20 protein-coding genes, 1 pseudogene and 1 riboswitch are annotated in these 19,184 nt (G+C 36.6%); of the genes and pseudogenes, 13 read left to right on the top strand and 8 right to left on the bottom strand.

Features of this window, described 5'->3' with window-relative positions:
• The first annotated feature begins 21 nt into the window (after positions 1 to 21).
• Positions 22 to 1,344 carry a CitMHS family transporter gene (locus ADM90_RS21010; RefSeq protein WP_053996831.1) on the top strand — a complete coding sequence of 441 codons (1,323 nt, stop codon included), beginning with the start codon at positions 22 to 24 and terminating at the stop codon, positions 1,342 to 1,344.
• Positions 1,345 to 1,384: 40 nt separating this feature from the next.
• Here the strand turns inward: ADM90_RS21010 and ADM90_RS21005 are convergent, their stop codons facing one another.
• Positions 1,385 to 2,176 carry a DUF2268 domain-containing putative Zn-dependent protease gene (locus ADM90_RS21005; RefSeq protein ID WP_053996830.1) on the bottom strand — a complete coding sequence of 264 codons (792 nt, stop codon included), beginning with the start codon at positions 2,174 to 2,176 and terminating at the stop codon, positions 1,385 to 1,387.
• A gap of 107 nt (positions 2,177 to 2,283) precedes the next feature.
• Here ADM90_RS21005 and ADM90_RS21000 point away from each other — a divergent pair, with 107 nt between their 5' ends.
• Entirely contained in the window at positions 2,284 to 2,535 is a 252-nt protein-coding gene (locus ADM90_RS21000) for a hypothetical protein (protein WP_053996829.1), read from the top strand.
• Between the two features lie 65 nt (positions 2,536 to 2,600).
• On the opposite strand, the gene ADM90_RS20995 is transcribed toward ADM90_RS21000, so the two are convergent.
• Positions 2,601 to 3,338: a polysaccharide deacetylase family protein gene (locus ADM90_RS20995; protein WP_053996828.1), complete on the bottom strand. Its 738-nt coding sequence runs from the start codon at positions 3,336 to 3,338 to the stop codon at positions 2,601 to 2,603.
• Between the two features lie 338 nt (positions 3,339 to 3,676).
• Here ADM90_RS20995 and ADM90_RS20990 point away from each other — a divergent pair, with 338 nt between their 5' ends.
• The 4 genes from ADM90_RS20990 (at position 3,677) to ADM90_RS20975 (ending at position 5,727) form a co-directional block, all read left to right on the top strand.
• Positions 3,677 to 3,931, top strand: coding sequence for a hypothetical protein (locus ADM90_RS20990; RefSeq protein WP_152928062.1), 255 nt, complete (start codon positions 3,677 to 3,679; stop codon positions 3,929 to 3,931).
• 76 nt (positions 3,932 to 4,007) lie between these two features.
• Positions 4,008 to 4,310 (top strand): YunC family protein, encoded by a 303-nt coding sequence (locus ADM90_RS20985; RefSeq protein WP_053996826.1) that lies wholly within the window; start codon positions 4,008 to 4,010, stop codon positions 4,308 to 4,310.
• A 107-nt stretch (positions 4,311 to 4,417) separates the two neighbouring features.
• Positions 4,418 to 5,029, top strand: a complete 612-nt coding sequence (locus ADM90_RS20980; protein WP_053996825.1) for a DUF2238 domain-containing protein — start codon at positions 4,418 to 4,420, stop codon at positions 5,027 to 5,029.
• 53 nt (positions 5,030 to 5,082) lie between these two features.
• Positions 5,083 to 5,727, top strand: coding sequence for an SIMPL domain-containing protein (locus ADM90_RS20975; RefSeq protein WP_053996824.1), 645 nt, complete (start codon positions 5,083 to 5,085; stop codon positions 5,725 to 5,727).
• A gap of 36 nt (positions 5,728 to 5,763) precedes the next feature.
• Here ADM90_RS20975 and ADM90_RS20970 read toward each other — a convergent pair whose 3' ends face one another.
• The gene (locus ADM90_RS20970; protein WP_053996823.1) at positions 5,764 to 6,411 is read right to left on the bottom strand and encodes a uridine kinase family protein; all 648 of its coding nucleotides are present in this window, start codon (positions 6,409 to 6,411) and stop codon (positions 5,764 to 5,766) included.
• Positions 6,412 to 6,547: 136 nt separating this feature from the next.
• Between ADM90_RS20970 and ADM90_RS20965 the strand changes: the two genes are divergently transcribed.
• Entirely contained in the window at positions 6,548 to 6,793 is a 246-nt protein-coding gene (locus ADM90_RS20965; RefSeq protein ID WP_053996822.1) for a hypothetical protein, read from the top strand.
• A 46-nt stretch (positions 6,794 to 6,839) separates the two neighbouring features.
• Here the strand turns inward: ADM90_RS20965 and ADM90_RS24085 are convergent, their stop codons facing one another.
• The 3 genes and pseudogenes from ADM90_RS24085 to ADM90_RS25270 form a co-directional block, all read right to left on the bottom strand.
• Positions 6,840 to 6,998 carry a DUF1540 domain-containing protein gene (locus ADM90_RS24085; RefSeq protein WP_083448649.1) on the bottom strand — a complete coding sequence of 53 codons (159 nt, stop codon included), beginning with the start codon at positions 6,996 to 6,998 and terminating at the stop codon, positions 6,840 to 6,842.
• 691 nt (positions 6,999 to 7,689) lie between these two features.
• Positions 7,690 to 8,574 carry a helix-turn-helix transcriptional regulator gene (locus ADM90_RS20955; protein ID WP_053996820.1) on the bottom strand — a complete coding sequence of 295 codons (885 nt, stop codon included), beginning with the start codon at positions 8,572 to 8,574 and terminating at the stop codon, positions 7,690 to 7,692.
• An 86-nt stretch (positions 8,575 to 8,660) separates the two neighbouring features.
• A pseudogene (locus ADM90_RS25270) lies at positions 8,661 to 8,971 on the bottom strand (VOC family protein).
• Between the two features lie 677 nt (positions 8,972 to 9,648).
• Here ADM90_RS25270 and ADM90_RS20945 point away from each other — a divergent pair.
• Positions 9,649 to 10,599 carry an ABC transporter substrate-binding protein gene (locus ADM90_RS20945; protein WP_053996819.1) on the top strand — a complete coding sequence of 317 codons (951 nt, stop codon included), beginning with the start codon at positions 9,649 to 9,651 and terminating at the stop codon, positions 10,597 to 10,599.
• 78 nt (positions 10,600 to 10,677) lie between these two features.
• Positions 10,678 to 12,249 carry a helix-turn-helix domain-containing protein gene (locus ADM90_RS20940; protein WP_053996818.1) on the top strand — a complete coding sequence of 524 codons (1,572 nt, stop codon included), beginning with the start codon at positions 10,678 to 10,680 and terminating at the stop codon, positions 12,247 to 12,249.
• A 37-nt stretch (positions 12,250 to 12,286) separates the two neighbouring features.
• Here ADM90_RS20940 and ADM90_RS20935 read toward each other — a convergent pair whose 3' ends face one another.
• Positions 12,287 to 12,865 (bottom strand): SMI1/KNR4 family protein, encoded by a 579-nt coding sequence (locus tag ADM90_RS20935; RefSeq protein WP_327037048.1) that lies wholly within the window; start codon positions 12,863 to 12,865, stop codon positions 12,287 to 12,289.
• Between the two features lie 481 nt (positions 12,866 to 13,346).
• On the opposite strand from ADM90_RS20935, the gene ADM90_RS20930 reads away from it, so the two are divergent.
• From ADM90_RS20930 to ADM90_RS20920, 3 genes are all read left to right on the top strand, one after another.
• A complete protein-coding gene (locus ADM90_RS20930; RefSeq protein WP_053996817.1) occupies positions 13,347 to 13,757 on the top strand; it encodes a DUF2000 family protein in 411 nt (136 codons plus the stop codon).
• Positions 13,758 to 14,039: 282 nt separating this feature from the next.
• Positions 14,040 to 14,417, top strand: a complete 378-nt coding sequence (locus tag ADM90_RS20925) for a hypothetical protein (protein WP_053996816.1) — start codon at positions 14,040 to 14,042, stop codon at positions 14,415 to 14,417.
• Between the two features lie 94 nt (positions 14,418 to 14,511).
• Positions 14,512 to 14,617, top strand: a riboswitch (SAM riboswitch).
• A gap of 90 nt (positions 14,618 to 14,707) precedes the next feature.
• Positions 14,708 to 15,445 carry a cyclase family protein gene (locus ADM90_RS20920; RefSeq protein WP_053996815.1) on the top strand — a complete coding sequence of 246 codons (738 nt, stop codon included), beginning with the start codon at positions 14,708 to 14,710 and terminating at the stop codon, positions 15,443 to 15,445.
• A 30-nt stretch (positions 15,446 to 15,475) separates the two neighbouring features.
• Here ADM90_RS20920 and ADM90_RS20915 read toward each other — a convergent pair whose 3' ends face one another.
• Positions 15,476 to 16,072: a DedA family protein gene (locus tag ADM90_RS20915; protein ID WP_053996814.1), complete on the bottom strand. Its 597-nt coding sequence runs from the start codon at positions 16,070 to 16,072 to the stop codon at positions 15,476 to 15,478.
• Positions 16,073 to 17,391: 1,319 nt separating this feature from the next.
• Here ADM90_RS20915 and ADM90_RS20910 point away from each other — a divergent pair.
• Positions 17,392 to 18,630, top strand: coding sequence for an IS110 family RNA-guided transposase (locus ADM90_RS20910; protein ID WP_053995080.1), 1,239 nt, complete (start codon positions 17,392 to 17,394; stop codon positions 18,628 to 18,630).
• Positions 18,631 to 19,184: the final 554 nt, after the last annotated feature.

Below are 19,184 nucleotides of genomic sequence, written 5' to 3'. Positions count from 1 at the left end.
TGATCAAAGGGAGGAGTTATTTTGAGTTTAAGTATAATTGGTTTTTTAACCATTGTTCTTATTGTTGCGCTACTTATTAGCGGTCGTGTATCACCACTTGTTGCGATGGTTATTCCGCCTATTATTGCGGCATTAATCGCTGGCTTTAGTTTCAATGACTTAGGGGAATTCTTTACTTCTGGATTAAATTCTGTTATGAGTGTTGCAGTGATGTTTATCTTTGCAATTATTTTCTTCGGCATTATGCAGGATACAGGTTTATTTGAACCATTAATCAATAAAATGATTGCGCTTTCAAGAGGAAATATTATCGTTGTTGCAGTTATTACAGTGCTTATTGCTGTTGTTGCACAGCTTGATGGGTCTGGGGCTTCTACGTTTTTAATTACAATTCCAGCATTATTACCTTTATATTTACGATTACGTATGAATCCATATTTATTGTTGCTATTAATTGCAGGGTCTGCTGCGGTGGTTAATATGGTTCCTTGGGGTGGCCCATTAGGTCGTGTGGCATCTGTATTAGAAACAGATGTTACTGAGCTATGGTATCCATTAATTATTATTCAAGTGATTGGTATTGTTTTAATGCTAATTTTAGCTATCTCCCTCGGCATTAGGGAGAAAAGGCGTATTCTTAAGCAATATGGCACACTTGAAATCGCTGCTGATGACCAAGTAGAAGGTCAAGGTATGATTACATCAGAGGTAGATACAAGCTTACAACGTCCAAAATTACTATGGGTTAATGCTATTATTGCCATTGTTGTTGTTGGCATTTTAGTGGCGGGTATTTTACCAGCAGGACTAGCCTTTTTACTTGGTGTAGCCATTGTGCTACCAATTAACTATCGTACACCTAAAGAGCAAATGGCACGTGTACAAGCACATGCTCCAAGTGCTTTAACAATGGCATCTATTATTATTTCAGCAGGGCTGTTTTTAGGAATACTAAATGGTACAGGTATGTTAGTAGCTATTGCTAATGATGCTGTCAATATTTTGCCAGCGTTTTTATCATCCTATTTGCATATTATTATTGGCGTACTTGGTGTACCGTTTGACTTGCTATTAAGTACAGATGCTTATTACTTTGCATTATTCCCGGTAGTTGAACAAATCGGATTATCGTTTGATATTGATTCTCTTTCCACTGGCTATGCCATGATTATTGGTAATATTGTTGGGACATTTGTATCACCACTTGCACCAGCAGTATGGCTAGCATTAGGTTTATCTGGCTTGGAAATGGGAAAACACTTAAAATACTCCTTCTTCTGGATGTGGGGATTAAGTATTGTCCTATTATTCACTGCTGTAGCACTAGGCATTATTGCTATCTAATAATGGATAAAAACCCAGCTGTCATGATGATAGCTGGGTTTTATAATGGAAAATCTGAGCCTACAAGTATACTTTGTGAAGGCGTGATTAAAAGATTTTGTGAGGAATGATTTTTGATATACGATTGAACAATGGCATAGCCAATACAATAACCAATCCATGGAGGAAGCCTGCCACCATACAAAAATTCAATATGATTTTCTAGCCCCTCAAGATGAATATTCGCTAAAAAATCTTTCTTCCATAGAGCAAGCATATGATCAAATGCATAATGATTTAACCAAGGTGCTAGCCATTTATCACCATATAGCTCCTGCAACGCACTCTCTGCTAAACCCTCCAAAATAAGTGAATCTAATAACGTCATGTGTTGTAAAGATTTATTCAAATAGTGCATACGGCAAACATGATGATATTCATGTGCAAATAATGCCTGAAGCTCCTCCCTTTCAAGCTTAGCAATCAATAAAAATAGGACATTTGGATAAGCAATGCCGTTTTTATTTGTTATGACTTGCTTTGCTGTTAAAGGAAAAATATAAATAGGTATACTTGGCCCGCTCCATCTTTCTTTTAATTTGATATACTCCTTTTGCACAACTTCCCAACTATTTTGTTCCTGTAAGCTCCGTATATCAATTTTTTCATCAGGATGGAATAATCCCTGCTGTAATAACTCAAATTGTATTTCCTCTAATGAGCTATTATTAAAAAATTCTAGTAAATGACGACAAAGTATGGTGCGCTGTAACACTTCTCCATTAGCCAAATCGTTTGCCTGTTGTTGTATGACAAAGTTATGTAGCCATACCTCTGTTGGTTGAACAGTCATTTTCTTTCCTCCCCTTTATAGCTTATGCCTTATTAGACAATCGGCTAATGATAAATGCATTAATTTGCATATATTAGCTTGTAACAGTGTAGAAAGGAGGGATTATTGTGAGTCCAGCTGATGCTTATAATCTTTGCTGTCAATATCATGGAAAGCGTGTTAAAATTACGGATTCATCTGGTCAAGTACATGTTGGAGAAATTACAAGAGTAGATAGAAGACAGGTATGGATTCTACCGGATAGAAGATATCGTGGTTACGGCTTAGGTTTTTGGGGATTCGGAGGATCAGGCTTTGGCTATGGCATTGCACTAGGAGCTATTTTAGGTATTGCCCTTGCACCCATTATCTTCTTCTAATATAGCCAATGCTATTCATATGAAAGGGCGTGTCTAAAAATAATTGATCAGACACGCCCTTTCACTTACTGGACTTGCTCTTGTTGCTGTTTACGCTCAATCAGCTCGGAGACTGTGACAAATGTATAGCCTTGCTTTTTTAAAGCAGGGATTATTTCCTCAAGTGCCTTAATCGTTTGTGTACGATTTCCACCACCATCATGAAATAAAATAACATCCCCAGGCTTTGTGCCCTTCATCACCTTTTGGATAATTTTTTTAACGCCTGGCTGCTTCCAATCCTGTGTATCTTGATGCCAAGACCACATAACAACCTGATAGCCATCCTTTACAGCAGCATTAATCATTGCATCCGTATAATTTCCACCAACGGGACGAAATAAAACTGGGGAAAAGCCAGTAATACTATAAATCGTGTTATTTGTTTGTCGAAGCTCTTCACGCAATGCCTTGATGGAAACCTTAAATGGGTGTGTATACGTATGATTTGCTAATTCGTGCCCCTCTGTATAAGAACGTAAAACAAGATCTGGATATTTTTCTGCATTTTTGCCGATTATAAAAAAGGTCGCTTTTGCATCATATTTTTCCAGTAAATCCAGCACTGCCGCAGTATATTCAGGATGTGGTCCATCATCAAAGGTAAGTGCAACAATTTTATCCTGTGTGTGGATATCCCACACTACCTCGCCTGTTTCCTCATAATAACGGCGACCCTTATCAGCATGACCTTTTTGCTCTACAAAAATTCCCGAGATGATTAACAAGCAAACCGTCAACACCAATACATATAAACGTGTCATAGCATCACCTCCCAAGTTCAAGTTCACAGAACTCCGTCAACTTACTATTTACGAATTGTAGTGAATTATACTTGTGAAGGTTTGGTCGCCTTGCTATTGTATAATGATTTTGGAAAGGGAATGACGTGAGTAAATTATTAGTATTTTTTTATTCCATTAGCCTTATCATAATCGTTATGATTTTTGTGTTAATCAATGCTTTCCCAGAATCTGCTTTATTAGAACGTTCTTACGTTAGCAATGGTTAGCCAGGGCTTTTCCCTCTTATATTTTTAACACCCGCTTTGATAATCTCAACAATAGGAACCTTTAAGCTTGCTACTATGTTAGCCAGAAGAATGTTAAAGACTAAGCAATTTTATCTAATGATGATTTTTTCAAGTATGATTTATTGGCTCATGCTTCAAGAAGCACAAGTATTACGGTTATTTATTTTCCAAAATAATCATTCTGTTACGGAGATTGCTGAAATCCCACTGCTACACGCCTTTTCAAATGCTATTTTTTTCAATGGCTGGACATTGCTTGCGCTACTATTTACAGCGAGCGGCATCGCTTATATATGGAGATTCATTCGGTATCGTGTAAGGTAACCATTTAATTTTCAAGAAAATGTTGAACACCTTTCCTATCACTGCCATATGTATAGAGGGAAAGGATGTGATTTCAATGGTGATTATTGAACCGATTATGATTAAAGGTCATTTTTTCACGGCAGTAGTCGTTCAATTACCTAAAACAACATTACTAACCGTTTCCAATAATACAGGCTACATTATGTGTGGAGCCCTTGATGTTGGTCTATTAAATAGCCATTTAGCAGATCGAAAAATTGTGGCTGGTCGTGCAGTAGGTGTGAAAACGATTGATGAGCTATTAACAGCCCCATTAGAGTCGGTTACTTACGAAGCAGAGCAGCTTGGCATTACAGAAGGGATGACTGGTGTAGAGGCATTGTTAAAAATGATTTAAAAGGAATGATAACAAAAGCGTCAGTATAAACTAGACGCTTTTCTTTTCGTTACTGAATAAGTCTTTTGCCCATTTCCCATACTGAGGTGTAAAGGGAGCGTGTCATAATGCAGTCGAAAATACATGTAACTCTACTTGTTATCGTTTCAATAGTCTTTGTCTGGTCTGTTATTAAACCATCCTCCTACCTCGATTGGCTTGCTGAAGTTAGTCCTGGAATTGTTGCTATTCTTGTAGTTACCGCCCTCTATCGTAAATTCCGCTTCACAACACTTTCTTATTTTATTATTGCTTTATTAGCCATTCTTACTTTTATAGGCGGGCATTATACGTATTCGGAAGTTCCTCTTTTTAATTGGATAAAAGACGAATTTCATTTACAGCGCAATCATTATGATCGCTTTGGTCATTTTTTAAAAGGTTTATTAGCCATTGTCATAAGGGAAATAGTAATTCGTAAGACCCCTCTTACAAAAGGAGCCTGGTTAACAGGGATAACAATCAGTATTATGCTCGCTATTGCTGCTTTTTATGAAATTATCGAATGGTTAAGCACAAGAATTTCAAAAGGCAGTAAAGGAGCAAAGGATTTTTTAGGCATGCAGGGAGATCGTTGGGATGCACAATGGGACATGTTTTTAGCCTTGCTTGGCACAGTTCTTGCTTTGCTTTTATTGACAAAGCTCCATGATAAATTATTGAAAAGGCTGCACAACTAAAAATCTTTTTTGCATAGCATTAGTAATATAAATCTTACGTAAGGAGGAATTATATGTACTATGCACAGGTTCATCAGCAAGCACACCAGCCATCACGTACGATTACTGTCACTGGTAATGGACATGTAATGGCTGTTCCAACTTCTGCTCAGTTACAAATTGAAGTCCAAACTCAAGGAAAAAATGTTCAAATCCCTCAACAGGACAATGCCGTAATAATGAATCAAGTTATTCAGGCACTCATGGCTCTCGATATACCAAAAGAAAAAATCCAAACAGCTACCTATACCATTACACCATTGTATAATTTTGAGAATGATAAACAAGTATTTAATGGCTACGAGGTGAACAATGCAATTATTGTCAATATCACAAATATCGATAATATTGGATTAATTATTGATACTGCAATAGAAAATGGAGCCAACCGAATTACCAATATCCAGTTTAATGTGGACCATACAGATGATTACTACCAGCAGGCATTAAGCTTAGCTCTTCATAATGCACAAAGAAAAGCGACAACCATTGCGGAAACGATGCGTATAGCATTGCCACCACTTCCCATTGAAATTATAGAGGAGCCAGCTAATACGCCTGTCCTTTATCGCTCTATGGCTGATTTCTCAGGAGCTACCCCTATAGAGCAGGGACAAATCACTATTCATGCTACTGTTCGCGTAAAATTTCAATACTAAAGATAAGGGCCTTCCATTCGCAGAAGGCTTTTACCACTATTTTATCAGTGTATTTTTTTCAATATAAATTTTATCATCCTCTGTCTTTATAACGATATCAAAATGCTTGCAATATGGATGCATAAACAATTCATATTGAATACGCCGTTCATTATGGGACTGCCTTAAATAATCGATAGCTATTCCTCTTTCCCTTACATCACGACTGGATCTTCTCTTTAGTTCCGTAGCCCCGTCCGTATAAAAATAAACTTTTAAATCAAATAACAGCGGATCAATAAATGCTACACTCATACCTTCTACAATCGTAAGCTGTTTTTTGGAAGAAATAACAGCACTTTTCATATAATGTGTATCGATTGTTACTAAATCCATCCCTGCTCTTACCATCTGCACATCCCGTTCCAATGACGGCAGATGATGTGCAGATGGATGGCAAGCCGTCATTTTATAATGATGCTCTTCACTTTGATATGTATAATCGATGAAAGTCTGTTTACGTATATCCGAGCTAACAATATACGGATCAGTGTTTATATAATTCACTTTATCTCGATTCAAACTATTTATAAGCTTATCAGCAAACGTTGTTTTTCCGGCAGCTCCATGTCCTGAAATACCCATAATGATTCTGTTATCCGTTAACTTGATCCACTTTAGGATTTCCTGTACAATCATTTCCATTCTAAATCCTCCTTTTACCCTTTAACGATACTAACACCACTCCGTTTAACTAGCCATTTTCAAAATTAGCATTCATGAAACTATATTGCAATGCATATAGTAAGACATCATAAATTGAGTGAATAAGGAGGATTTAATGCAATCTGAAAAATTGCGGCTAAGAAAAATTCAGCGTCTTGCGTATGAAATTATGGATGAGATGCACAAAGAAAAAAATCAACTGGAATTGCACAAATTTATTCCAATCATTGATAATTTAGCCCGAGCCATTGGCGATTTAACAGATTCTACTGGACAATACTCATTAGATTATGTAGAGGAAAAAGTGAAAAATGCTCATGTACTTTTATTTAGTAAAGAAAAGGTAGATATTTATTCATAGGAACAAGGAAAAAGGGTAACCCTATAATTGGCTACCCTTTTATGCATTAATGCGTTTCAGGTTCAAATGTTTTACAGTCTGTTTCCTCACTGTTGGAAGCTTGTTTTCCCTTTTGGCTAACAACATAAATTTTTTCTGCTGTACATTTATTCCCAGCATCCCAAAATGTGCAGTTATTGACCTCACAAAGAATTTTTTGTGTCATCGTTTCACACCTCCTCTTTGTTAGCTTTAACAAATTAGCGGCAATCAATACGTTCTATCTGTTCTTTTGATTTACGAATACTTCCTAGTAAGGATAAATACTTTACTTCTATTTGTAACGCTTTTTCGATGGAAAAGCATGTATTTTATAAACATCCATTCTGCAATTATGATCGATTTTCCTTATCCAGTTCATAAAATATAAAGAAAAAAGATACGATAAATATCATTAAAAACCATATTATTCGCGATAGTGAGATGACCTCCCCAAATGACTTCAGATCTAATTTATAGAACAAAAAAGTTGCTATAGCACTTCCTCCAACTGTAAACATCGAAATGATGATTGCGGAAATAGCAGAAACGAATATTCGTTTAACAGTTATAGAAATACTCATCCCACCTCCCTCTATAAATAGTTTTCAAGTGTCTGTTATAAAAACAGCCACTAGGGTCGCCAATACAGGCTATCAAATGGCAAGCACAAACTTTAGTGTTGAACCTAGTAAGATAGTAGAACAGCTAGAGGTAATTCAATTTGTATTTCCTGTTTTATTTATCATAAAAATCGTTAGGGTGATGTGTTGGTATAAAAATTGGAATTGTATTATATTGGTGAAGAAATATTAGATAAAAGTAAAAAATATTGGATATTATTATTCATTCTTTACGATGCTATCAACAACAAGACTTTATTCCATCTGAAAATCTAAATTAGCTGGGTGTTTCGGCAAAGATGTTTGTGTCAACATATTTGTGGATGGTACTTTATCGTCAACTTCCTCCAAACGGAAGCCATCTGCCCATACTTTCCCAGAGCCAATTAACAGCACGCCAAAATAAATGGAGTCACTTTCTTCAGGCACATCTAATACGATTGAATAATGATTCCAGTCACTGGTCCCTGTAATCGCACGTTGATCCATATTATCAAATTGAATCGTATCCCCCATACTGTTATCAATCCGCATCCATGCGCCACATTTAGCTGCCTCTTCTGTCTTTAAGTAGCAAGACATTTTCAGTCGCTTTCCTTTATAACCCGCTGCAAGAAAGCCTTGCATCATCGTAGCAAATTGCCCGTTATTTGCATTTGCCGTTGTGGAATATAACACACCTGAACGCTTCCCTGAATGAAATACTTGATCATCTGTATGGAATTGATATAACTCTGGATTCGCACCACTCAACATCCAACCCTTAACCTGTTCACTTGATTCCATAAACTGTTCCTCCTCCATCATATTTAATGATTGCATCAATTTTCGATACTTTCCTGGTGGCAAAGCATATACCTCTTTAAAAGCTCTTGTAAATGCCTCTTGTGATTGAAATTGAAGTGTAACAGCGATCGTTATGATTGATGCATTGGAGTACAATAAATAACTTGCAGCCATAGCAAGTCGGCGTATTCGAATATATTCACCAATTGTCAGCCCCGTTTCTTGCTTAAAAATACGACTTAGATGGTACTTTGAATAGCCCGCATTGCTTGGCAGACAGTCAAATGAAATTTCCTCCAATAATTGCTCCTCAATATAGGCAATAGTTCGCTGTGTTGCTTGACTATACTCCATATCACTCACCTCATCTTTATCATAACGGAGGAGAAATTAGATTATTTGATGGCGATTGCTAAATTTAGCTTACATAGATCAAACCTTTATTTAATAATTAGCATATCGTTTTCATCAAACTGCCACATCTCAACATATGCTACTTCCCATTAATATCCACTTAGGTCTTGGAAATAGCCACTATAACCTCCCCAAAATACAATTTCTGGTGCTTTGACAATCTTTGCACCAGCTTTTTCAGCAAGCTCAAACACCTGACTTTTGATTTGCCATTATAAGCAAGTGTAATCCCTCCAAAGCCTGTATAAATTTCTGGAGGATTCGCTTCATCGATATCCTTTACTAAACGTTCAATAGGAAATAAGGAAATCTTAGTCCCTTTATTATTAAAAAATATGACATCTGGATTTGTGTCCTCGCTATATACAACAACATCAAAGCCAAGCCCCTCTCTGTAATCAAATTTAAACGATTCATTTTCTACTCCCCTTTATAAAGTATTACTACGCTAACATTCGCTTCCAACTCAAAAAACCCTTTCCCTTATATGCAAAGATTTTGTATGCTAATCATTGATAATACACAAAAGCTATCTTGACGTTTCTATAACACGAAAAAAGTGCGTATTTTTTTGCTTAATTATGGCATGTATTATAAAAAAGCAATCAAGTAATTACACATATATAAGAAATAAATACATTAAATCATGACCTGCAAATGTCTAGTATGAAGTTAAGCGTTTTTCAAGTAGGAAACAATGCCACAGCAGAGATTGCCACGTTCAACATTGGCATTTTCTATCGGAGGCTTTCTTATTCGCCATCAATCGTTAGCACATACTCCTTTGTATGGATTCTTAATGGTTATGCTAGTGGCAATTGTTACACTTTTATGGTTGCTTTTCGATAATAATAATTCTCTGAATTTCGTTTTGTATAAAAAAGAAGTAGAGAATGTGTATTGTTTATTGATATATTGTATCCTATAATTTACTTGAATCAAACGAGAATGATTATCATTATGAATTAAGGTGCCATTCTTACTGTTCTAGTAAAAATATAGGAGTGAATTGTAATGCGTATAGGCCGATATTTTTCATTTGTACTTTTACTTGTACTAATGTTCGTATTAAGTGCTTGTAGCTCAAAAGAAGCACAAGAAGATACAGTGAAAGAGGAACAATCAAATGAAGATACAAGAATTGTAGAAGATGAGTTTGGAAAAGTAGAAATCCCTACAAATCCACAGCGTGTAGCTGCCATCTATTTGGAAGATTATTTAACTGCCTTAGAGGTAAAGCCTGTTGTGCAATGGTATCACCCTTCTTGGGGTAAACAAGACTATTTAGGATTAGATGTTCCTAATTTTGATATTACTGGTAGTATGGAGTCATTATTACAAGCTAAGCCTGACTTAATCATTTTAGATGGTGGCGCAGATAAGGCAAAGTATGAGGAATACTCAAAGGTAGCCCCTACTTACCGCTTAAAAGAAGATATTCTACAAGATCCACGTGAGATTGTGAAAACAATAGCTAATGTTTTAAATATTCCTGAGAAAGCAAACGAAATCGTTGATCAATATGAGCAACGTGTTTCCAATTTAAAGGCAAAATTAGATGAATCTGTCGGAGATGAAACAGTTGCTGTTGTACGACTAAATGTTACAGATAATACATTAGCATTATTTGGCGTTAAAAATCGCTACTCTGGCTATATTTACACAGAGACAGGCTTAACACCACATCCATGGGCCCGTGATATGACAGAGTTTCATGAGGTCTTATCAGAAGAGGCTATTCCAGAGTTAGATGCGGATCATATCATTCTTTTCCCTTCAAACGGCACTTGGGAGTCTGAAGAAAACCAAGAATCCATTAAATGGTTAGATAGTACACTATGGAAAACACTACCTGCTGTAAAAAATGGACAAGTCTATATTGCCGATCGAACATATTGGCAATCAGGCGCAATCACAGCTAACTTGCTGAAATATGATGATCTTGAGAAATGGTTCGTGAAATAATTTTCAAAAGAAGGCTCTTAAGGGGGCTTTCTTTGTGTTGTTCTCCAAATTCAAACATGCCAAAGGGGTGAATTATCAATGGGTAACCTAACACACGTCTATACGTTACAAAATATTTCTTATGCGCTTCAATCATCCAAAAAGCAGCAGTTTAGTAGTGATTTCTATACACTTTTCATCGTGATGAGTGGCAGCGGAAAGCTAGAAATAGATCATAACACCATTCATCTTAGTGAAGAAAAGTGCATATTGGTACCGCCCAATAACACGATTAGTATACACATCCAAAACAAGCACCTTTGCTTTTATCAATTACAATTCAACATTGTCCATCTCAGTAATAAACAGACTACTTATAGCCATTTTACACATATCAAAGAACAACGTCTCCTCCCCTTTTCGCAATATCGTAGACTGCTAGAAGCCATTTATCAGAATCGTCTGGCGGTGGATGAACACACGATTTTTGAGCAGCATGTTCACTTTCAAGAGCTAATACTATTGCTCTTACATCAACCCATACCTAAGCTAGTGCAAAAAAATGATCGCCAATCTGTTGAGCAGTCCATTAACTATTTACATAAACATTTTGAAAAAGAGTGGACTGTCGAGCAGTTGGCAGAGTTAGCCGATGTGCCAAGGTGGAATTATACGCGCATTTTTAAAAATATTACGGGACAAATCCCTCTTCATTATTTAAATAACATTCGTATTGAAAAAGCCAAGCAATTATTAATGACGACAAATGATCGAGTATTTGAAATTAGTCAGTCTGTCGGATTTAATAATGAGTATTATTTCAATCGTCGTTTTAAAGAGCATGTCGGTATCTCTCCAGGGCAATATCGAAGAAATCAAAGCAGCCATCTACGTGTATTTGCACCATTCTTAGAAGATTTCTTTGTTGCCCTTGGGATTACGCCAATTGCTCAATTCAGTCATTCAAAATGGGGAAAACAAGATTATTTAGGTCTACAAGAAGTGCCAGATATTGATGTACAAAATAGAGAAATGGATCGCCTTCTCCACTATAAACCAACCTTAATTATGCTAGATTCTGGTGTAGATCGTTGGGAATCCTTTCATCATTTAAATGAAGTAGCCCCCGTCTGCCATCTCTCACACCCTGGCGAGAATTGGCAATCTACTTTATTTAAAATTGCTGATTTAACAGGAAAAACCTCCTTGATGCAAGACGTGATCCTACAATATGAGGATAAGGTACAGCAAGCTAGAGAAATTCTAAGCAAATCCGTTTATGGGCAAAGTGTGGCATTTCTCCGTATTTCAGCCATTGGCATTACACTATACGCGGGTCCCGAATGTGGCTATACCGGCCCCATTTTATATCGGGACTTAGGTTTAATGCCACATCCACTAGTATGGAGTATTCCGCACAATCAGCGTAAAGCACCATTAACATTTGATCAATTGCTGCAATTAGACGCAGATCACTTGTTTATTACCTTTGATAAACAACATTCTATTTATGAAAATGAGGAACGTGCTATTCTAAAAACTTCCACTTGGAAAAACCTAGCCGCAGTTAAAACCAACTGTGTCTATGAAGTAGACTTTTTAACATGGATGAATTATGGCATTCTATCACATAGTAAAAAAATTGATGATGTCTTGAATGTTCTTGGCTAAATCAAGTAGAGGAAAAATAAATTAACTTATTTTCCCTCTACTCAATTTCTAAAAAGGTATGGTCAAAATAAGCATTAAAATTAGGATAAAGATATTCTAACGATGCTTGGATATCCACCCCCTCATTAAATAAAATATCGTGATCAATAGCATAAATGGCACAGCTTTCTTCATCCTCTAAATGGTTGACATCTATACAAAAAATATGACCATACTCTGCGTCCCAACAAAATGGTAGGTAGCCTAAATGGCATAGGGAAGGATTGTACATATCTCGAATATTGTCTAAAGGATTATGTAAATCTTGTTCAGGGATATGATCAAAATAATGAGCGTATGTTGAAATAAATACTTTATACCATTGTGGAAATTTCAAGCCAAATTCTTTTTCTAAGCCTTGAATATCTTGCTCGGTCACTTGAGAGGGGATCAATTTCCAAACAGACCATTCCTCATCAATATCCATTACCTTCATTTCATCAGGAACATCTGGACGCATCCATCTACAAAAGCCTTCATCAGAAATGTGATAATAGCGGTCATAATAAGCTCGAAAGCCATTTTCAATATATAGACGAATATTTATTATATTGCCCTCCTCCTTTGGTAATAACACCTAAAGCCCTTATGATATATAAGTTATCCATTATAAATAGAAGGAATTATATTGTATTACCCTCCTTATCCCCCATCAGCTTGCCATTAAAGCTGTAGCAATGGCCATATTCAAAACCTCAGCTACACGGATCAAGACATTAATCCAGCTAGCACAATTACTGCCAGATAAAATTGATAGCTCCCAACAATTTACCCATGATTTAATGAACGTAAGAATCAGATTCTAAAAAATACAGCTTTCATAAAATTCCTTCATTCCTATATACTAAACATTTAGAAATTCTATTTATTTGTAAGTACTCATAGGAACGTATTGACAATACCATCTTGTAACAATATCATAATATATAAATTTTTAGCAATTTTTCAAAATAGTAATTATGTAGATATGACAGGCAATGAAAATTACTTTTTAAGAAAAGGTATTGATATGCCTTGGGTTTGTTTCACAAAAAAAGAATTAGAGGGGTAAAGATAAGATGAAAAGAGTAGCTATTATTGTAGATAAAAACTTGGAAATCGGAGCGGCCGCAAACGTAACAGCTTTACTAATGGGACAGCTAGTTATCAATAACCCTAGCCTTTATTCTGACCAACCTGTTGTAGATACGGACAATGTACAACATGCTGGTATTAAATATAGTACGCTTATCCTTAAAGGGGGTAAAAATCAAATAATAAACTTTAGTAAAAGTCTTTTAAGTGATAAAAGCTCAGTTGAATGTGTCGTTTTTTCTAAAACAGGGCAAACCTTAAACAACGAATTTGAGGTATATAAAGAAAAAATTTCTAATAGTAGTATAGAAGAAACAGAGCCTGTTGGCGTAATAGTGGCTGGTGAGGACGAAGAAATCAGAAGGTTAACAAAAAAATTCAGTTTATTAAAATAAATTATCTTAAAGGGCGAAACTGTATCCTATAAGATAGACACTTAAAAAAATATCTTATAGGATGCTTTTATTGATAATGAGGAAAAAGCTGGTGGACAGATCACACCAAACGCTTCTTCCAGCTCTGGAATACTTACCTCGTCATGTGAAAGGACATCTATTTCTAAACAGAACCAATATCTGTTACCATTATTTCAGCCAGCTCTCCTCCTTTGAAAATAACACCTAAAACTCTTGTCATACATAAGATAAGATATCAGTTATAGGATAGGAGGAATTACATTGTATTACAATCCTTATCCATATTTTATTCATCCCTACCAGTATCCACCCCAGCAGCTTGCCATTAGACCTTTGGCAATGCCAACCAATAATGGCCCCTTTCCACCCATCGATACACATAAATTCAAAGCCTCAGCTACACGGATCAAGACGATGATACGGCAAGCACAATTACTAACGGATAAAATTGATAGCTCCCAGCAATTTGCCCATGATTTAATGAATGCAGCGCAGCTTTCAAACAAAACACAAGTTGAGCAATTAATTTCATCTGCTGGTATCACCATGAAATTCGAAACAAACTATACGCCAGATGGTTTCCAAATACGTCTTATTGATAGTGGCTGTTGTGGTATCACCTTGAATATGAATTGGTGAAAAACATTAACCTTGTATTCCTATTGAAGTTGTAAACAATAAAAATGTATGGTAGAGTAGTAATAATTATTATTTTTGAATATTCTTATATTTTTTCTTATCGAGAGAGACAGAGAGAGTGGCCCGATGAAGTCTCAGCAACCAGCTTAACAGTATGGTGCTAATTCCAAAGGGCAAGATTTTGTCCTTACAGATGAGAAGACGAACTTCTATTGTTTTATACAGGAGTCCTCTTCTACATAAGGGGATTCCTTTTTATTTACTACTATCAACAGAAAGCAGGGAGCTAAATGGCAAACGAACTTTTACAAGCATTGCAATTATTAAAATCAAAACAATGGGTTGATTTAACACATACATTCGGCCCTAACTCACCACATTTTTTTATGTTTGAAGATGCAAAATTTGAAACATTATTCTCTCATGATGATGGCTTCTTTGCCCAACAATTCACGTTCTCAGGTCAATATGGTACACATATCGATCCACCCATTCATTTTGTGCGAGACAGACGTTACCTAGAAGAATTAGAGCTAAAAGAACTTGTTCTTCCTCTTATCGTCATTGATAAATCACAGGAGGCAGCGAGCAATCATGATTTTACGCTAACGGTTCAGGATATTCTCGATTTTGAAACCCAGCATGGAGAGATTGAAGCAGGTACCTTTGTAGCACTTCGTACAGATTGGAGTAAACGTTGGCCAGATAAGGAGGCCTTCAATAATACAGATGAGCTTGGACATAATCATATTCCAGGCTGGGGCTTAGAGGCCCTGCAGTTTTTATTCAAGGAACGCAAAATCAGTGCGATTGGACATGAAACCTTCGATACCGATTCTGCTGCAGATTTTCGTAAAAATGGTAAGTTAAATGGTGAATATTTCGTGCTTGAGCAAGACACCTATCAGATTGAGTTAATGACTAATTTGGACAAGCTGCCTACGAAGGGCGCTATCATCTTCAATATTGTACCTAAGCCAGAAAAAGCATCAGGCTTCCCTGTGCGGTCATTTGCTATTTTACCATAATATAAAAGTCGGTATAGCGTATACCGACTTTTATTTTTGTACATTTCTTTTTTTGAATAGATAATAAGCAATGAGCATCCCCACAATAAACAATAGGATGAGATAGATACTATAATGGGATAAATAGTATCCAACAAATCGCCACTTCTCTCCAAGCGTCTTTCCTAACGATATAAATGTGAAAGTCCAGATAAATGCCCCTATATAAGCGAAAAGTGCAAACTTTTTATAGGGATAATTATTAATAGCTGCAATATAAGCCGTTAGGTGGCGGACACCTGGAATAAAATAGCCTATTACTAATAAGAGAGGGCCAATTTTGACAAACATTTTTTTAGTAAAAGCTATTTTTTGTTCAGTAATATAAACCTTAGGACCATATTTCTGCAATAATGGTAAGCCAAAGCGATAACCGATATAGTAGCTTAAGGTAATGCCTCCAACTGCACCAATCATGGCACTGATTAATGCAGGAATATGTGCAAGATTTTCTCGATAAACACTATAGCCTATATATGTCAAAAATACCTCATCTGGAAGCGGCAGTCCGACAATACCGCCAATTAGTATCACGATAATACCCAAATACCCATAATGTTCAATTAGAGATTGTATATGATGCACCATAAATCTATCCCACCTAAAAATTTTTAAACAAATGATCAATAGGTTTCATTATAATTTGAAATATCTACTACTTTAAATAATTCAAAGCTGACACAGGGTAAACTCTATACTACCTTGGTAACAAATTTTGTAGTATTTTTTTTAAGTAAGCTATCGTGCCCCATCTTCGTCCCTAATCCTACCTGCTCCAGTATATCATTATTACCATCACTAAAGGCTTATTGCATCCTCTGCGTTCATATTAAAGTAATCCAGTACAACCTTAACAGCTATTGCCCTGGAAACATCCTGCTGTCATACTTCGCAATATAAGGATGTCATCGCTGTTATATATATTCAGAAATTGAGCGGCATATCTTTTTCAGCCTACCTGTCCCAAATAGGCACATAAGAAACACCCCTTCATCCACAATACTTTTATTCATAATCAGAAGATAATATTTCCCACATCGCATATAGATCTATTGGGCTTTGTACACTATTCATCGACATGCGAGGTTATGCTATTGTTTCTGTACAATAGCTTGTACATTTTGAACAGTTATGGGTAACACGATCTTGACGCTTTACAAATGATCCATTTGCTGTAATAAGGGGTTTTTTAACTTATGACCTATGGACAAAGGTCTTCCTGTAGTAGCTAGAAGCTAAAATCCTTGTTTTTATAATATTTGCATACTTCATGCTTTCTGCTACATAGCTATCCTCCTCGTATATTAGTAGTAAGAGCTCTTTCCGATAGAATTTCCAGTTGATCCGGACAGCTGGAGGATCTGTTGGATTTCCTATAGGAAGTGGTCGCCAATTGGCTCCCTCACTCCTGTTTTATGTTTTACCTGTTTGCCCCTGGTTTGACCGAGGGAGCCAAAAGGAAATCACTATTTTCATTATTTATCATCTTTTCTTAAAGTATTGCTCACAGGTGCTTGCCTGTTTATTTGTCATACACTTTTTTAACCCAATTTTATAGCACAAGGGCGAAGGATGGAGGAGGCTCCATTTCAGTACTTCGTCCTTTTTTATGACAACTTTTATTTCACTCAGACTGTGCCCATGAGACAATGGAACGGACAAGGTATTCGCAGGAAATAGCTTTTCCTCCTTGCGGACACGCATGTGTACTGCTTCATAAGCCTGCTACCCATCGTTCATTATGGAAGGTCTAACCACTGGCTGCGACGCAATGATTGAAGAGAGTGTAGCGCTCAATTATGGTCTTCTCCATGCGATTGCTCATCACGAGGCAGACATCGATGATTCGACTGGGCACCCAGGTCTGCGTGTATCTTGATTAATTCCCCCTTTAGGAGGTGATTGGCATGTCACAAATGCTAGTCGGTATTGACGTGAGTTTGCGCTCCCATCATGTCCATTTCATGCATGGAGAGGGTCACACACTCGCTGATTTTTCTGTTCGAAATGATGTAGAAGGTGCGGACACCTTGATTCAAAAAATTATACGAACAGCGGAAAAAAATCAAACAGATCAATTAAAAATTGGGATGGAAGCCACGGATCAATATAGTTGGCACCTTGCCCATTACTTAAAAGCACAATGTAAGAAAGTAGTACCACATCTTCAAACAGCGATTTATATGCTCAACGCACGTAAAGTTTCCCGTTTTAAGAAGGGCTATGATATGTTACCGAAAAACGACAAAATAGACGCCTGGGTTATTGCGGATCATCTACGCTTTGGACGATTGCCACATGAAATGCAAGAAACCTTAATTTACGATGCACTTCGTCGATTAACACGCACGCGCTTCCATTTAGTCCATGAAATTGCCCGTAATAAAACATACATGTTAAATCAACTGTACTTAAAATTTAGTGGCTTACGCCAAGATAATCCGTTCTCCGATACATTCGGTGCGACAAGTGTCGCGGTGATAGAAGAACTAGATCCAGGTATCATTGCCGATATGCCTTTAGAGGAGCTCGTAGAGTTCCTACAAGAGAAAGGCAAAAATCGTTTTGTGGCGCCAGAGGAGATGGCGAAATATCTCAAGCAGCTCGCTCGCAATTCCTATCGTTTAGATAAAGTGATGGCGGATCCCGTCAATCTTTCTTTATCAGTCATTCTGAGCACGATTCAGCACATGGAAACCCAAGTAAAGCGTTTAGATAAAGAAATCGAACGCATGATGAAAGGTATTCCGCAAACATTAACATCAGTAAAAGGCATCGGTCCCGTGTACGCAGCGGGCTTAATCGCAGAGATTGGCGATATCCATCGTTTTGATGATCACCACGCTTTAGCGAAATACGCAGGTTTCGTATGGACACAGCATCAATCAGGTGAATATGAGTCTGAAAACACCAGTCGGATGCGAACCGGCAATAAGTATTTACGCTATTATCTTGTACAAGCTTCAGACGCCATACGAAAACATGACACCGAATATAAAGCCTTTTATCAAAAGAAATATCAAGAAGTAACCAAGCATCAACACAAACGCGCTCTCGTCTTAACCGCTAGAAAACTTGTACGGCTCGTGCATTCGCTACTACGCACGAAACAGCTGTACACGCCCAAAGAAGAAAGGAGAGAATAACGAACACTTTCTCGCTTTTCTTTAGTTAATTTGCAACTTCCATTTTTTAACTTTTTAAGTTGGAAAACGTGAGGTTTATTTGAGTGCGCCTTAAAGTGGCGATGAATAAGCTTTCGCACTTAGGAATTTCCAATTTTGATGTTTTTTATGGTTGACATTTCACCACTGGGCTAATTAATAAGCATCCCATCTACCTCAAAAAATACTATTTTATTCTACATCTTAAATCATCTCCGGAGACATACTTTTGTACCATAAAATATACATCCCTTAAAAATTAATAATAAAATTTTTGTACGTATTTCGACAAACTTTTTACAGACGATATAACGTATGTTAATTACAATGATAAACACTGTTATAACCGTATTTTTAATGATATTTAACTAATAAAATAAACATTATTTTTATTTTAATAATTCTAAAGGAGTATACCAAAGCACATAGAATTGTTAAAATAAAAGATAAGAAATTAAATACATTGAACGATAATTTTATTCGTATAAATAGAACAAAAGAAATAAAATCCTAAGGCATGCAGAAGGAGTTGATTC

The organism is Lysinibacillus macroides, from assembly GCF_001281525.1.
In the GTDB taxonomy this organism is placed as follows: domain Bacteria; phylum Bacillota; class Bacilli; order Bacillales_A; family Planococcaceae; genus Lysinibacillus; species Lysinibacillus macroides.
The sequence above is the reverse complement of the archived record's forward strand: the minus strand, read 5'-3'. Positions and strand labels throughout refer to the sequence as shown.